This is a genomic window from Burkholderia sp. CpTa8-5 (genome assembly GCF_017815045.1).
Taxonomy (GTDB): domain Bacteria; phylum Pseudomonadota; class Gammaproteobacteria; order Burkholderiales; family Burkholderiaceae; genus Burkholderia; species Burkholderia sola.
Genome location: NZ_JAGIQD010000008.1, coordinates 175,782 through 189,704 on the forward strand (window position 1 = coordinate 175,782; position 13,923 = coordinate 189,704).

General features: G+C 67.3%; 15 protein-coding genes. 10 read left to right on the forward strand and 5 right to left on the reverse strand.

The window, feature by feature from the left end:
- Window positions 1-7: 7 nt before the first annotated feature.
- Window positions 8-724, reverse strand: coding sequence for a 3-oxoacid CoA-transferase subunit A (locus J8I35_RS15215; RefSeq protein WP_006480132.1), 717 nt, complete (start codon window positions 722-724; stop codon window positions 8-10).
- Window positions 725-867: 143 nt separating this feature from the next.
- Window positions 868-2,100 carry a 4-hydroxybenzoate 3-monooxygenase gene (pobA, locus tag J8I35_RS15220; protein ID WP_209925975.1) on the reverse strand — a complete coding sequence of 411 codons (1,233 nt, stop codon included), beginning with the start codon at window positions 2,098-2,100 and terminating at the stop codon, window positions 868-870.
- Window positions 2,101-2,217: 117 nt separating this feature from the next.
- Here pobA and J8I35_RS15225 point away from each other — a divergent pair, with 117 nt between their 5' ends.
- The 3 genes from J8I35_RS15225 to J8I35_RS15235 all read left to right on the forward strand — a co-directional run bounded on the left by J8I35_RS15225 (window position 2,218) and on the right by J8I35_RS15235 (window position 4,679).
- Window positions 2,218-3,144 carry a LysR family transcriptional regulator gene (locus tag J8I35_RS15225; protein WP_209925976.1) on the forward strand — a complete coding sequence of 309 codons (927 nt, stop codon included), beginning with the start codon at window positions 2,218-2,220 and terminating at the stop codon, window positions 3,142-3,144.
- Window positions 3,145-3,240: 96 nt separating this feature from the next.
- The gene (gene folE / locus J8I35_RS15230) at window positions 3,241-3,876 is read left to right on the forward strand and encodes a GTP cyclohydrolase I FolE (protein ID WP_050017185.1); all 636 of its coding nucleotides are present in this window, start codon (window positions 3,241-3,243) and stop codon (window positions 3,874-3,876) included.
- Window positions 3,876-4,679: an SDR family oxidoreductase gene (locus J8I35_RS15235; protein ID WP_209925978.1), complete on the forward strand. Its 804-nt coding sequence runs from the start codon at window positions 3,876-3,878 to the stop codon at window positions 4,677-4,679. Before folE ends, J8I35_RS15235 begins: the two co-directional genes overlap by 1 nt.
- A 166-nt stretch (window positions 4,680-4,845) precedes the next feature.
- On the opposite strand, the gene epsC is transcribed toward J8I35_RS15235, so the two are convergent.
- Window positions 4,846-5,766 (reverse strand): serine O-acetyltransferase EpsC, encoded by a 921-nt coding sequence (epsC, locus tag J8I35_RS15240; protein WP_050017187.1) that lies wholly within the window; start codon window positions 5,764-5,766, stop codon window positions 4,846-4,848.
- 138 nt (window positions 5,767-5,904) lie between these two features.
- Entirely contained in the window at window positions 5,905-6,138 is a 234-nt protein-coding gene (locus J8I35_RS15245) for a hypothetical protein (RefSeq protein WP_050017188.1), read from the reverse strand.
- 278 nt (window positions 6,139-6,416) lie between these two features.
- Here J8I35_RS15245 and J8I35_RS15250 point away from each other — a divergent pair, with 278 nt between their 5' ends.
- The 3 genes from J8I35_RS15250 to fnr all read left to right on the forward strand — a co-directional run bounded on the left by J8I35_RS15250 (window position 6,417) and on the right by fnr (window position 8,668).
- The gene (locus J8I35_RS15250; protein ID WP_209925980.1) at window positions 6,417-6,824 is read left to right on the forward strand and encodes a DUF3005 domain-containing protein; all 408 of its coding nucleotides are present in this window, start codon (window positions 6,417-6,419) and stop codon (window positions 6,822-6,824) included.
- A 526-nt stretch (window positions 6,825-7,350) separates the two neighbouring features.
- Window positions 7,351-7,818 carry a universal stress protein gene (locus J8I35_RS15255; RefSeq protein ID WP_209925982.1) on the forward strand — a complete coding sequence of 156 codons (468 nt, stop codon included), beginning with the start codon at window positions 7,351-7,353 and terminating at the stop codon, window positions 7,816-7,818.
- Between the two features lie 103 nt (window positions 7,819-7,921).
- On the forward strand, window positions 7,922-8,668 hold the full coding sequence (gene fnr, locus J8I35_RS15260; RefSeq protein WP_050017192.1) for a fumarate/nitrate reduction transcriptional regulator Fnr: 747 nt from the start codon (window positions 7,922-7,924) through the stop codon (window positions 8,666-8,668).
- Window positions 8,669-8,716: 48 nt separating this feature from the next.
- On the opposite strand, the gene J8I35_RS15265 is transcribed toward fnr, so the two are convergent.
- Window positions 8,717-9,610: a LysR family transcriptional regulator ArgP gene (locus J8I35_RS15265; protein WP_006480142.1), complete on the reverse strand. Its 894-nt coding sequence runs from the start codon at window positions 9,608-9,610 to the stop codon at window positions 8,717-8,719.
- Window positions 9,611-9,718: 108 nt separating this feature from the next.
- Here J8I35_RS15265 and J8I35_RS15270 point away from each other — a divergent pair, with 108 nt between their 5' ends.
- The 4 genes from J8I35_RS15270 (at window position 9,719) to J8I35_RS15285 (ending at window position 13,772) form a co-directional block, all read left to right on the forward strand.
- On the forward strand, window positions 9,719-10,339 hold the full coding sequence (locus tag J8I35_RS15270) for a LysE/ArgO family amino acid transporter (RefSeq protein ID WP_050017194.1): 621 nt from the start codon (window positions 9,719-9,721) through the stop codon (window positions 10,337-10,339).
- A gap of 347 nt (window positions 10,340-10,686) precedes the next feature.
- A complete protein-coding gene (locus J8I35_RS15275; protein WP_124680670.1) occupies window positions 10,687-11,634 on the forward strand; it encodes an aldo/keto reductase in 948 nt (315 codons plus the stop codon).
- A gap of 162 nt (window positions 11,635-11,796) precedes the next feature.
- Window positions 11,797-12,600, forward strand: coding sequence for a hypothetical protein (locus J8I35_RS15280; RefSeq protein ID WP_209925984.1), 804 nt, complete (start codon window positions 11,797-11,799; stop codon window positions 12,598-12,600).
- Between the two features lie 203 nt (window positions 12,601-12,803).
- Entirely contained in the window at window positions 12,804-13,772 is a 969-nt protein-coding gene (locus tag J8I35_RS15285; RefSeq protein WP_209925986.1) for a helix-turn-helix domain-containing protein, read from the forward strand.
- The last annotated feature ends 151 nt before the right edge of the window (window positions 13,773-13,923 follow it).

Sequence of the window (13,923 nt, forward strand, 5' to 3'; positions counted from 1 at the left end):
CAGGCGGTCAGGCGGCTTGCGATGCAGCGTGTTCGGCGGCCAGCTCGGCCGCGTGCGCGGCCTGCGGCACCTCGACGATCCGCTGCACGAAAATGCCCGGCGTCACGATGTGTTCCGGGTTCAGCCCGCCGAGCGGCACGACTTCCGACACCTGGACGATCGCGACCTTCGCCGCGCTGGCCATGATCGGCCCGAAGTTGCGCGCGGTCTTGCGATACACGAGGTTGCCCCAGCGATCGCCCTTGTACGCCTTCACGAGCGCGAAATCGGCGTGGATCGGCGTCTCGAACACGTACGGCTTGCCGTCGATCACGCGCGTTTCCTTACCTTCCGCAAGCTTGGTGCCGTAGCCCGTCGGCGTGAAGAAGCCGCCGATGCCGGCGCCCGCCGCGCGGATGCGCTCCGCGAGGTTGCCCTGCGGCACGAGCTCCAGCTCGATCTCGCCCGCACGGTACAGCGCGTCGAACACCTGCGAGTCGCTCTGGCGCGGGAACGAGCAGATGATCTTGCGCACCTGCTTCGCCTTCAGCAGCGCCGCGAGACCCGTCTCGCCGTTGCCCGCGTTGTTGTTGACGATCGTCAGGTCGCGCGCGCCCTGTTCGATCAGCGCGTCGATCAGCTCGGACGGCATGCCGGCCGTGCCGAAGCCGCCGATCATGATTGTCGCGCCATCGTGGACGTCGGCAACCGCCGACTGAAGCGATTCGAAAATCTTGTTGACCATGTCTCTTCCTGATGCGAACCCGCGGCTCGTGCGCGGCCTGTCGAGGGGACACGCGCGTGCCGCGTGCCGCGCCGGAGGCCTTCGTCGACCCTCGGCTTTTGTTCGCTATTCGAACCTTGATTCGATTAGCGAACGATGGCCGATCATAGAGTCGCGCACAGCGCGTTGTCAAGGCGGGTTCGCTCGGGGGGCGTCGCGTCGTCGAACGGCAAGCCGACGTAGTTTTCGGCGAGCGACTGCGCGGCGGCGCGCGAACGCGTCACGTATTTCAGCTCGGCAAACTTCAGGCGATTGACGAACGGGGAGTCGTCCGGCGACGCATGCAGCATGTTCGTCATGAAGTAAGAAAAGTGCTCGGCGCGCCACACGCGTTCGAGGCAGGTCGCCGAATAGCGCTCGAGCGGCGTCGCGTCGCCCGTCCGGTAGCGCGCGCCGAGCGCGCGCGACAGCGCGCGGACGTCGGCCACCGCGAGGTTCATCCCCTTCGCGCCGGTCGGCGGCACGATGTGCGCGGCGTCGCCGGCGAGGAACAGGCGGCCGTGCTGCATCGTCTCCGACACGAAGCTGCGCATCGGCGTCACGCTCTTCTGCGTGATCCGGCCCTCGGTCGGCGTCCAGCCGGTGTCGTTCGAGAAACGCGTGTGCAGTTCGTCCCAGATCCGCGCGTCGGACCATTCGGCGAGGTCTTCATCCGGCTTGCACTGCAGGTACAGGCGCGTGACCGTCGGCGAGCGCATCGAGAACAACGCGAAACCGTTGTCGTGATGCGCATACACGAGCTCGTCGAGCGACGGCGCCGCGTCGGCGAGGATGCCGAGCCACGCGAACGGGTAGACGCGCTCGAAGGTGTTCAGCCGCTCGGCGGGAATCGTCTGGCGTGCGATGCCGTGGAAGCCGTCGCAGCCGGCGATGTAATCGCAGTCGATGCGGTCCGCGCGGCCGTCCGCGTGCTTGAACGTGACGACCGGGTGCTCGCTTTCGACGTCGTGCAGCGCGACGTCGCTCACTTCGAAGTGCATCTGATGGCCGTGCTCGACGCCGGCCGCGATCAGGTCGCGCACGACTTCATGCTGGCTGTAGACGGTGATCGCGCGCCCGCCGGTCAGTTCGGACAGGTCGATGCGGTGGCGCTGGCCATCGAACAGCAGCTCGATGCCGTGATGTTCGAGCCCTTCGCGGCGCATCCGGTCGCCGAGGCCGGCTTCGTTCAGCGTGTCGACCGTGCCCTGCTCCAGCACACCGGCGCGGATGCGGTTCTCGCAGTATTCGCGCGAGCGCGCTTCGACGAGGATGGAATCGACGCCTTGCAGGCGCAGCAGGTGGGAAAGCAGAAGGCCGGACGGACCGGCGCCGATGATCGCGACTTGGGTGCGCATTGTTCGTCTCCAGAACATTAATTCGAATCGTGGAACACATTTGAGCGCTTTCCCGACTATGCGGCAACGCGATTCAGGAGATATGTTGTATACGTTTTGAAGATACCGGCCTCCGCGATGGACCCGCTCGACCTGAACCTGATTCCCTACCTCGTCGCACTCGACGACACGCGCAACGTCAGCCGCGCGGGCGACCTGCTCGGCGTGAGCCAGCCGCGCGTGAGCACGGCGCTCGGCCGGCTGCGCGAATACTTTGGCGATCCGCTGTTCGTGCGCACGTCGCGCGGGATGGAGCCGACGCCGCGCGCGCTCGCGCTGCTGCCGGCCGCCCGCGACGCGCTCGCGCAGATCGAGCGCGGCCTCGTCGCGCCGCACGACTTCGACCCGGCCGCGAGCACGCATACGTTCTCGATCGCGCTGTCCGACGTCGGCGAGATCGTGTTCCTGCCGAAGCTGCTGCAGGCGTTCGCGACGCTTGCGCCGCACGCGAACCTGCGTTCGGTCTCGCCCGCGCACGACGAAGTCGGACGCGGCCTCGAAGCCGGGTCGATCGATCTCGCGGTTGGCTACTTCCCCGATCTCGACGGCAACAACTTCTTCCAGCAGCGGCTGTTCACGCACCGGTTCGTCTGCCTGATGCGGCGCGGCCATCCGTTCGAGCAGACGCCGCCGTTCACGGTCGAGCAGTTCCTCACGTGCGGCCACGCCGTCGTGCGCGCCGAAGGCCGCAGCCAGGAGGTGCTCGAGAAATATCTGGCGAAGCAGCGCATGCAGCGCCGCGCGGTGCTCGAAACGCCGCACTTCATGAGCCTGCCGTTCATCCTGAGCCGCACCGACCTGATCGCGACGGTGCCGCATGCGATCGGCTATGCGTACGCGGCCGAGCACGCGTTCATCGTGCCCGTCGAGCCGCCGCTCGCGCTGCCGCGCTTCGACCTGAAACAGCACTGGCATCGCAAGTACCACAACGATCCGCGCACCGCATGGCTGCGCGGCGTCGTCGCGTCGCTGTTCAACGACGAGCAGGACGAATGGCCGAAGTGAAGAAGCGGGCGCGGCGGCCCGCACACACGACCGGCGAAAGCATGAAACAATGACCGGATATCGGCCGCCGCAGGCGGCCTTCGATGGAGCCACTACATGGGTAAGGGAAAGAAAACCACACAGCCCGAGCCGGTCGCCTCGCGGCCGAGCCGTGAAGAAGCAGAAGACGCCGTCCGCGTGCTGTTGCGCTGGGCCGGCGACGATCCCGCGCGCGAAGGTTTGCTCGACACGCCCGCACGCGTCGTGCGCGCCTACGAGCAGTTCTTCGCCGGCTATGCGCTGGAGCCGCGCGACATCCTCGCGCGCACGTTCAGCGAGGTCGACGGCTACGACGAAATGATCGTGCTGAAGGACATCCGCTTCGAGAGCTACTGCGAGCATCACATGGTGCCGATCATCGGCCGCGCGCACGTCGCGTATCTGCCGAACCATCGCGTCGTCGGCATTTCGAAGCTCGCGCGCCTCGTCGACGCATTCGCGAAGCGCCTGCAGATCCAGGAAAAGATGACCGTGCAGATCGCCGACACGCTGTTCGACGTGCTGCAGCCGAAGGGCGTCGGCGTGATCCTCGAAGCCGCGCACCAGTGCATCTCGACGCGCGGCGTGCACAAGCCGGGCGTCGAGATGGTCACGTCGCGCATGCTCGGTACGTTCCGCACCGATCCGTCGACGCGTCGCGAATTCCTGTCGATCGTCGCGAATCCTTCCTCGGTCAACCTGACGAATACCTGATGGAGCAGACGAAGCAAACGGCGCACGCGCCCGTCGTGCTCGTGACCGGCGCCGCGCGCCGGGCCGGGCGCGCGTTCGCCGAGTATTTCGCCGCGCACGGCTATCGCACCGCGGTGCACTACGACCATTCGGCCGATGCCGCGCAGGCCGCTGCTCGAACGATCGCCGAACGCGGGCACGATTCGGTCGCGCTGCAGGCCGACCTGTCCGATGCCGCGCAGATCACCGCGCTGATCGACCAGGTGTATGCGCGCTTCGGGCGCCTCGACGTGCTGGTCAACAACGCGTCGGTGTTCTGGCAGGACCATTTCCCGAGCTTCGATCTCGCGGCGTTCGACCACGCGTGGGCCGTCAACTGCCGCGCGCCGATCCTGCTCACGCGCGCGTTCTACGAGCGGGCCCGCGCGGCCGGCACGCAGGGCGTCGTCGTGAACGTGGTCGACCAGAAGATCAAGGAAAACTTTCACCGCGACCATTTCAGCTACACGGTCGCGAAGGCCGCGCTCGGCAACCTCACGCAGATGCTCGCGCTGTCGTCCGCGCCGGTGTTGCGCGTGAATGCGGTGTTCCCGGGGCTGATGCTGCCGAGCGACGACCAGACGCAGGCCGACTTCGAACACGCGAGCCGCGCATCGACGCCGCTCGCGCGCATCGCGGGCCCCGACGACGTCGCGAGCGCGATCCTGCTGCTGACGGGCAATGCGTACAACGGCGTGGATTTCGTCGTCGATGCGGGCCAGAACCTGATCCGCGTCGATCAGGACGTGCTGTACAAGCACCGCTCGCCGGACGGCAAGCACTGACGCTTCGATGAACGAAGGCGGCTGCGCGCCGCCTTCGTGCGACGGGTCGAACAAGCTTCGCGCCGCTCACGCCCGATAACGCCCGACGGCGGGCTGGCCGCCGATCCATTACGCGTCATGCGCCGCGTTGTGCAGAACCACCCCCGCGCATTCGCCCGCCGCCACGTTACGGCTTCTCCGCGCTCCCGCCCTCGCGAACCTTGCCCTGCGCGACGCTCGTGCCGGGCGGCACGCTGTGCGTGAGCCACACGTTGCCGCCGATCACCGAGCCGCGCCCGATCGTCACGCGGCCGAGAATCGTCGCGCCCGCGTAGATCACCACGTCATCCTCGACGATCGGGTGCCGCGCATTGCCCTTCACCAGCGCGCCTTCGCCATCCGCCGGGAAACTCTTCGCGCCGAGCGTGACGGCCTGGTACACGCGCACGCGTTCGCCGATGATCGCGGTTTCGCCGATCACGACACCGGTGCCATGGTCGATGAAGAAGCTCGGGCCGATCTGCGCGCCCGGATGAATGTCGATGCCGGTGGCCGAGTGCGCGATTTCATTGATGAACCGCGCGAGCAACGGCACGCCAAGCTGGTGCAGCGCGTGCGCGAGCCGATGGTGCATCATCGCGAACACGCCGGGGTAGCACAGCAGGATCTCGGTGATGTGCTGCGCGGCCGGATCGCCCGCGTACGCGGCCTGGATGTCGCTGACGAGCAGCGCGCGGATCGCCGGCAACTGCCGGCCGAACTCGCGCGCGATCTCGAACGCGCGTTCGTCGAGCTCGGCGAACGGCGTGTCGACATGCTCGGGCAGGAACGGCAGCGCACGGCGAATCTGCTCGGACAACACGCGCAGCGTGCTTTCGAGCGTGTGGCCGACGTAGTAGTCGACGCTTTCGTCGGTCAGGTCGGGCGCGCCGTAGTGCGTCGGAAACATCGACGCGCGCAGGCCGGTCACAATCTTGCAGATTGCATCGCGCGACGGCAGCTCGCGGATGCCGCGCGGATGGCGCGTGCGATGGAGTTCCTCGCGCGACTCGCGCAAGCCGGCGACGATTTCTTCGAGGCCCCACTGACGGGCGGGTGATGTCGACATAGGCCAATGCAGACAGCCGAGCGCGGTTGCGCGGCCGCTAATAAAGTGACGGGTTCCGCAAGATTACCGCGTTTTTTGTCCGGGAGCGGCGCCCCCGGGGATCGGCCGGACGGCCGACGCTGCTCGCGGGCGACGGCGTCACATCGCGATGCTGCTCGCGTCGATCCAGCGCACGGCCCAGTCGCGCGCGTGCGCGATCGCGTCGCCTTCGTCGTTGAACTGGAGCTCGATCGGAAAAAACCGGTTCGCCACGAGTTCCCCGTCGCTCGATCGGGAGATCACGACGTAGGGCTTGAACGAACCGTCACTGGCGCGTGCGGGCGCGCAATTCAACAGATAACCGCGATGCGTGAAGGCAGTAGTCGCTTGCATGAGTCCGCCACCTCTAGTCCCTTGCTTTGTTGTTCGCTACCCGTCTTTAAGGGTGCTGCGGCGCCCCGGCGCGGGCAGAGGCGGCGAGACTTCATCCCCTGTCGCCGCTTCGCAGGAAAAGAATCATACTCTGTAGAAAACGCGTCTTCTAGCTGAAATAAATCATGACAAATCAGTGCGCGTCGCGCGACCGCGGCGATCGCCCGCGCGCCTTTTCCCGTCGTGCCCGGAACGGGATTTGCTTCGATCCGGAGTGTGTCGCCGCCAGGAGAGCCGCGATGGAATCGTCCGCTCAAACACGGGGTGCGCATCCGCGCAGCATCGAACTCGACAACGACGACACGCACGACAGCACGGTCGACACCGACGGCAAGCACCGCGAAGCGTCGCGCCTCGCCGGCGCCGGGCCGATCTCGCCCGACCAGATCACGCGCAGCAACGCGTCGCTCGTCAATGCGATGCCGGAAGCCGGCGACGGTTTGGCCGGATTCGACAGCCGCCCCGACGGCAACCATCCGGCGTTCGCGCTGCGCGCCGGCTACGTGGTGATCGAGAAAGGCTTCGACGCGCCGTCTGTAGGCGACACGCCGTTCGGTCCCGTTCACCGGATGTACGGCAGCGCGTATTGGCCCGGCCACGGCCGCCGGCCGGAGCGCGTCATCGAGTTGACCGTTGTGCCAGGATAGCCGGCGCGGCGTTTGAATCGATCGTTCGATTGGGAATCGCGATCGGTCGATGACGGTGATCGATGGCGGCGCATCCGCGCGCGCGACCGGACCGCGGGCCGGGACTCGTTCGCACGATGCAGCAGTGAACGATTCCGCGTATTGGCATCGGGATTCGCAATCATGCATGCCGTGCATCGTGTCGACGCGCATGCGTTGACCGAAGTCATCGCGTCACGGCGCGATTGCGATTCAATGGCGAGACGTACGGCGCATCGGCATGGTTGCCGGGCCGGGTCGATGCGCGCGCATGCGTTTTCGCCGACGACGCAGCCGAACCATACGACACCCATCGCGCGATGCAGCACGCGTTGCGCGCATGGCCACGCAGGGCCGGCACAGACAGCGACAGCGCGGTCGCACGGCCCGGCAGGCGCCTCGCTGCGCGATCGCGACCGTTGGTTTACCCTGCCTCGCAGCGTTGCGTATTGCCCACCCCGATCGGCCATCCGGCCGACTTCGTTTCAACCCGCCACTCGGAGACACTATGTACAAGCGAATTCTGGTTGCCGTCGACGGCAGCGACACGTCCCGCCATGCGTTCGATGCCGCGCTGGCGCTCGCGAAATCGCACGGCGCGGAGCTGCAGCCGTTCTACGTCGTCGAGAACGCCGCGATCTACTACAACGTGCCCGGCTACGATCCGTCCGTGCTGCGCGATCAGCTCGTCGCGCAGGGCAACGCGCTCGCGCAGGATTTCGCGAAGCTGATGCAGGCCGCCGGCGTGAAAGGCGAAACGCGGCTGAACGAAGCGACGTCGCTCAACGACGTGTCGTCGCTGATCCTCGACGGCGCGAAAGCGTTCGGCGCCGATCTGCTCGTGCTCGGCACGCACGGCCGCCGCGGCTTCCGCCGCCTCGTGCTCGGCAGCATCGCCGAACAATGCGTGCGCCACGCGACGCTGCCGGTGCTGCTGATCCCGGCGGCAGCCAGCGCGGACGAGCCGGCTCCCTGAGCGGCGTTCGGCATGCGCGGCCGGTCGCGACGTTTTGTCACCCGACAGCGGCAACTTGCGGTGGGACAATGATTTCATCGATCCAATGCCGGAGTAAACGATCATGCTGACGCCCGTCGCCACCCGCCCCGCCGCCGCGCCCCATACCGGTAGCTGGGCTCCCCGCCAGGCCGCACACTGCTCGTCGTGCGCGATGCGGCACCTGTGCATGCCGCAGGGCCTGGCGCCCGAAGCGCTCAGCCGCCTCGAGTCGGTCATCTGCGCGGCGCGCCCGGTCAAGCGCGGCGAAGCGCTGTTCCGCGAAGGCGACGCATTCGACAACCTGTACGCGGTGCGCTCGGGTTCGCTGAAAACCGTCGCGACGCGCCATGACGGCCGCGAACAGGTCACGGGCCTGCATCTCGCCGGCGAAGCGCTCGGCCTCGACGGCATCTGCGACGATACGCACCCGCGCACCGCGGTCGCGCTGGAAGACAGCTCGGTCTGCGTGATCCCGTACAGCGCGCTCAAGGCGCTGTGCTCGGAAGCCGGCTCGATGCAATTGCGCATGCACAAGCTGATGAGCGAACAGATCGTGCGCGAAACGTCGCAAACGATGCTGCTGGGTTCGCTGAATGCCGAAGAGCGCGTCGCCGCTTTCCTGCTCGACGTGTCGTCGCGCTACCTGAAGCGCGGCTACTCGCCGTCGGAATTCAACCTGCGGATGACGCGCGAGGACATCGGCAGCTATCTCGGCATGACGCTCGAAACGGTCAGCCGCACGCTGTCGAAATTCCAGAAGCGCGGCCTGATCGAAATGCAGGGCCGCCACGTGCAGATCGTCGACTTCGACGGCCTGCAACACGTCTGACGCCGCACGGCGCGCATCTCGCGCGCGCCGCCTGCATCACGTCGCGGGTCAATCGAGAAACAGCGCGGCGCGCGCCTTCAGCGCCGCGCTGAAATCGTCGAGCCAGCCGATCGACAGACGCCAGCTCTGCCAGTACAGATCGATGTCGATGGTGCGCCCGCGCGACATGTCGATCAATTCACCCGCCGCCAGTTGGCGGTCGACCATCCGGTCCGGGCACATCCCCCATCCCAATCCCGTTTCGCATGCGCGCAGATAGCCCGCGACGTGCGGTATCCAGTGCTGCGGCGGATCGAGATCCGCGCGCGTCACGCGCCGGATGAAACGCGCCTGCAACCCGTCCTTCGGATTGAACATCACGCACGGCGCGCGGCGCAGCGCATCGCGCGTGATCCCCGCGTCGAAATAGCGCGCGTAAAACGCCGGCGAGCACACTGCACGATAACGGATCCGCCCGAGCCGCTCCGACCGGCACCCCTGGATCGGCTCGGCCTGCGCGGTCACCGCGCCCTGCACGCTGCCGTCGCGGATGCGCGACGCCGTGTAATCCTGATCGTCGATCACGAGATCGAGCAGCGTCTCGCGCTCGGTGCAGAACGGGCCGACCGCGTCGATGAACCACGTCGCGACGCTGTCGTCGTTGACGGCCACACGCAACGTCGGCCACGCGCTCGCGATCTGGCCCGGCAATGCGGGCATCCGGCCGCCCAGTTCGGCTTCCAGCAGTTGCACGCGTTCAGTATGCCGGCACAGCAGCGCGCCCGACGTGGTCGCGACACACGGCTGCCCGCGCTTGACGAGCACGCTGCCGACCCGCTCCTCCAGCAGCTTCACGCGCTGCGACACGGCCGACGGCGTGACGTTCAGCTCCTTGGCAGCCCGCTCGAACGAGCCGTGCCGGATCACGGCCGCGAGGGCATCGAGCAACGCGTAGTCGAGCATTAGATTTCCTTAATCCGCATTAGGTGATTTAGCTTCTCTTATTCCCGTGCTGACCGCAGACTAGCGCTACCCGATTGATTCGTCTACTGCTTCCACGGCTGTCCCCTCATGAACTGGCTCGCTTTTTCCCACGGCGTCGCACTATGCGCGTCGCTCATCGTCACCATCGGCGCGCAGAACGCATTCGTGCTGCGCCAGGGCATCATGCGCTCGCACGTCGGCAAGATCGTGCTGCTGTGCGCGGTGTCCGACATGATCCTGATCGGCGCGGGCGTCGGCGGCGCTTCGGCGCTCGTCGAGCGCTATCCGACCTTCGTCCATGCGGTGCTGTACGTCGGCCTCGCGTATCTCGCGTGGTTCGGCATCAACGCGCTGCGCCGTGCGTTCAAGCCGGGCCACGACACGCTCGACGTGCGCGGTGACGCGGTCGCGCCGCCGCCGCAGGGCGCGCTCGCGATCGTGCTGATGACGCTCGCGTTCACGTGGCTCAACCCGCATGTGTATCTCGACACGTTCCTGCTGATCGGCACGGCCGGCGCGCGCGAGCCGGAAGGCGCGCGGCTCGCGTTCGCGATCGGCGCGATGACGGTCAGCGTCGTGTGGTTCCTCGGGCTCGGCTATGGCGCGCGATTGCTGGCGCCGTGGTTCCGCAAGGCGGTCGCGTGGCGCGTGCTGGATGGCGCGATCGGCAGCATGGTGCTGTTTCTCGCGGCGGTGCAGTTGCGCTGACCGAACCTTCTGCAAACGGGCGGCGGCCTGCCGCCCGGCTTTCCCTCCGCGTGGGCACCACACCAGCGCAAGCTGCGTGATTCCCGTCGCGCACGTCGCCGCAAAATTCGCTCCCGATCCAACGCAACCGCACGGAATACGCATGCAGCGGACGCGGTCTCCGCCATCTGCCGCAAGCCGTCCACCATCGCGGCGTTACTGCGCCTGCACGAATCGAAACGATCGGCGAGAATGTCCGGTGTCCCGCGACCACGGCGGAACCGCACCGCGCATCCTGCCGTCCCGCCGGGATCGTCTCGACCCATCCCGCAGTTCAATCCCGTTACCTGCCGTTATCGGAGAGGAACATGGCACATCGCACCCTCGGTACATCCAGCATCCAGGTTTCGCCGCTCGCGTTCGGCGGCAACGTCTTCGGCTGGACCGTCGACGAGAACGCATCGTTCGCATTGCTCGACGCACTCGCCGACACCGGCATCAACTTCATCGACACGGCCGACGTCTATTCGGCCTGGGCGCCCGGCAACCAAGGCGGCGAATCGGAAACGATCATCGGCAAGTGGCTGAAGCGCTCCGGCAAGCGCGAGCAGGTCGTGATCGCGACCAAGGTCGGCATGCTCGGCACGCGCGCGGGGCTGTCGAAAGACAACATCCTGAAGGCCGCCGACGATTCGCTGCGCCGCCTGCAGACCGACTACATCGACCTGTATTTCTCGCACCGCGATCTGGCCGACACGGCCCCGCTCGAAGAAACGCTCGGCGCGTATCAAACGCTGATCGACGCGGGCAAGGTACGCATCATCGGCGCGTCGAACTACAGCGGCGCGCGCCTGCGCGAAGCCGCCGCGATCAGCGCGCGCGACGGGCTGCCCGCGTACCAGGTCATCCAGCCCGAATACAACCTGCTCAACCGCGCCGACTACGAACGCGATCTCGAGCCGGTCGTGCGCGACCTGAAGCTCGGCGTCGTCAACTACTACGCGCTCGCGAGCGGGTTCCTGTCGGGCAAGTACCGCAGCGAGGCCGACCTGAAGAAGAGCGTGCGCGGCGATCGCGTCGCCGGCTATCTGAACGAACGCGGCCTGCGCATCCTCGCCGCGCTCGACGCCGTATCGGCGAAGCACGGCACGCAGCCGGCCGCGATCGCGCTCGCATGGCAGATCGCGCGGCCGACGATCACCGCGCCGATCGCGAGCGCGACGTCGCTCGAGCAGCTCGCGCTGCTCGGCGAAGCGATCCGCGTCACGCTCGATCGGGACGACATCCGCCGGATCGACGAAGCCAGCGCGCCTTGAGGTCAGGGGCGGCGGCAGGCCGACGGAATCGCACGGGCAGGCGGTTCCGCGGCTTGCCTGCGAGTCATGCAGGACGGATGGATACAATGGCGAGCATCCGATGGCCGCGGGGCTCGACCGGGCTTCTTCGCGCCGAATCAAAACCACACATAAAAACCGCCGATGAACCACCTTGCCCGCCGTCCCCGTTACGTCCGTCATGGCCGTCCGCTCGTCGCAACGATCGCCGCGCTGCTCGCCTGCGCACCGGCCGTATCCTTCGCGGGCTGGTACGAAGTCGCGAACTACACCGGCACGATCGGCAACGCGCCGGTGCACGTGTCCGTGCAGACCTACGACGCGATCAACCACAACGACGCGGGCCGCTGGCGCGTCGACGGCAGCTACTACTACGACGCGCATCGCAAACCGATCCCGTTGCGCGGCCACCGCGAGCCTGACGGCCGCCTGACGCTGTGCGAAGCGTCGTCGCCCGCATCGAATGCCGACTCGCCGGTCGTGCCGGCCGCGGCGCCGTCACGGCCGAAGCCCTGCCCGATCGCGCTCGTCGTCGTCGGGAAAACGGCAACCGGCACGTGGGACGACGGCCGCAAGACGCTGCCGATCACGCTGAACGAAGTCGGCCGGCTGAACGACACCGATACGCAGCACCTGCAACTCGACGGCAGCGTCGATATCCCGATGTGGTATCGCACGAAGACGCACATGCTGGTCGGCGTCTACGCGCTGTCCGACAAGTGCGGCATCGCGATGCAGTCGCTGCGGGCCGTGAACATCGCGACGGGCCGCGTCGATCGCACGATCGCGCTCGACTGCGACGCGGGCATGGTGATGACGTCGATCTACGCGAATGTCGCCGACACGCGGCGGGCAGGTTACGTGAGCGTCGAATTCCGCGGCGGCAAGATGGGCTATCAGGAGGACGTGTCGCTCGGGCTGCCGTCGTCTTCATCGAAGTCGAAGTAGGCCGGTCACGCTTACCCCAAAGCCGCATACGTATCTTGACTCGCCCAGCCGCTTTCGTTGACCCGGACGGACATCGACCGCGCAATCGCCCGCCGCGCCCCGCTGCAAGCGCGTCACGCGCGTGCCCCGGGTCTTTCACGGATTGACCGCGGCGTTCGGCGTGCCCGAGACTGCCCCGCTCGGGCAGTCATCGGGAGAACGTCATGCCGGACACCAGCACGGAGATCGCCACGATCTCGACGCGCGCCGTACGCGGCGACGAGCGCGTCGACTTCTGGGTCGACCATGTCGCGCGCACGCTCGTGCGGATCGAATGCAGCGGAAGGTCGTCCGAAGGGATCGATGCGTCGCTGCGCAAACGCGATCTCGGGTTGTTCCGAGCGTGCGACATCGTCGCGAACCGGCACGCGGTCGTGCGCACGCCGCACAACATCCACGCGGACCAGCGCGACGCCGTGTTCATCTGCGTGATGCACGAGGGGCACGGCTATACGTTCCAGGACGTCGACTGCATGCAGCACGGGCCCGGCGACCTCGTGCTGTACGACACGTCGATGCCGTACGGTCACGGCTTTCCCGCCGACATGGCGATGACCGTGCTCGACGTGCCGCGCGACGTATTCGAGGCGCGCGTCGGCCCGTGGCGCTACCGCAGCCTCGTCAAGATCGACCGCGGCGACGGCGTCGCGTCGTGGGCCGTGCGGCAGGTGGTTGCGCTGCTCGCCGCGCCGCCCGAGCCGACGCCCGACGCGCGCGAACGGCGCGCCGCCGCGATCCTCGACCTCGTGCAATCGATGCTGCGGCTGCACGACGGTGACGCGTCACCGACGAAGTCGACGGTCCACACGCTGTCGCGCGCGAAGGCGTTCATCGACAGCCATCTCGCCGACGACGACCTCGACAGCCGATTGGTCAGCCGTGCGATCAACCTGTCGCCGCGCCAGCTCGCGCGTATCTTCGAGATCGAGGGGATGCCGCTCACGCGCTACATTCTCGCGCGGCGGCTCGAACGCTGCCGCGCCGACCTGCGCGACCGATCGCTGAAGCACCTGACGGTCAGCGAGATCGCGTTCCGCTGGGGCTTCAACAACAGCGCGCACTTCAGCCGCAGCTATCGCGCGCGGTTCGGCGAGACGCCGAGCGACACGCGCGCGCCGGCCGGAGCGTGCTAGGGCGTGTTCACGCCCTAGGCCGATACTCGCCGCTGCCACCGCCACTCCCTGCGATGTCCCGGCGAGGCAAGCACGGCGTCCGCCTCGGTCAAATAGGGCCCCAACCTGCTCGCTAAGCTGGCTTCGTGCGCGGCGGCATCCGTTCCGCCGC

Coding starts and splice junctions, on each gene's coding strand:
- pobA (WP_209925975.1), bottom strand. CDS start 2,100: ATGCGCACCCAAGTCGCGATCATCGGCGCCGGTCCGTCCGGCCTTCTG.
- J8I35_RS15245 (WP_050017188.1), bottom strand. CDS start 6,138: ATGCAAGCGACTACTGCCTTCACGCATCGCGGTTATCTGTTGAATTGC.
- epsC (WP_050017187.1), bottom strand. CDS start 5,766: ATGTCGACATCACCCGCCCGTCAGTGGGGCCTCGAAGAAATCGTCGCC.
- J8I35_RS15215 (WP_006480132.1), bottom strand. CDS start 724: ATGGTCAACAAGATTTTCGAATCGCTTCAGTCGGCGGTTGCCGACGTC.
- fnr (WP_050017192.1), top strand. CDS start 7,922: ATGCTGACGCCCGTCGCCACCCGCCCCGCCGCCGCGCCCCATACCGGT.
- J8I35_RS15235 (WP_209925978.1), top strand. CDS start 3,876: ATGGAGCAGACGAAGCAAACGGCGCACGCGCCCGTCGTGCTCGTGACC.
- J8I35_RS15270 (WP_050017194.1), top strand. CDS start 9,719: ATGAACTGGCTCGCTTTTTCCCACGGCGTCGCACTATGCGCGTCGCTC.
- folE (WP_050017185.1), top strand. CDS start 3,241: ATGGGTAAGGGAAAGAAAACCACACAGCCCGAGCCGGTCGCCTCGCGG.
- J8I35_RS15255 (WP_209925982.1), top strand. CDS start 7,351: ATGTACAAGCGAATTCTGGTTGCCGTCGACGGCAGCGACACGTCCCGC.
- J8I35_RS15285 (WP_209925986.1), top strand. CDS start 12,804: ATGCCGGACACCAGCACGGAGATCGCCACGATCTCGACGCGCGCCGTA.
- J8I35_RS15250 (WP_209925980.1), top strand. CDS start 6,417: ATGGAATCGTCCGCTCAAACACGGGGTGCGCATCCGCGCAGCATCGAA.
- J8I35_RS15225 (WP_209925976.1), top strand. CDS start 2,218: ATGGACCCGCTCGACCTGAACCTGATTCCCTACCTCGTCGCACTCGAC.
- J8I35_RS15275 (WP_124680670.1), top strand. CDS start 10,687: ATGGCACATCGCACCCTCGGTACATCCAGCATCCAGGTTTCGCCGCTC.
- J8I35_RS15280 (WP_209925984.1), top strand. CDS start 11,797: ATGAACCACCTTGCCCGCCGTCCCCGTTACGTCCGTCATGGCCGTCCG.
- J8I35_RS15265 (WP_006480142.1), bottom strand. CDS start 9,610: ATGCTCGACTACGCGTTGCTCGATGCCCTCGCGGCCGTGATCCGGCAC.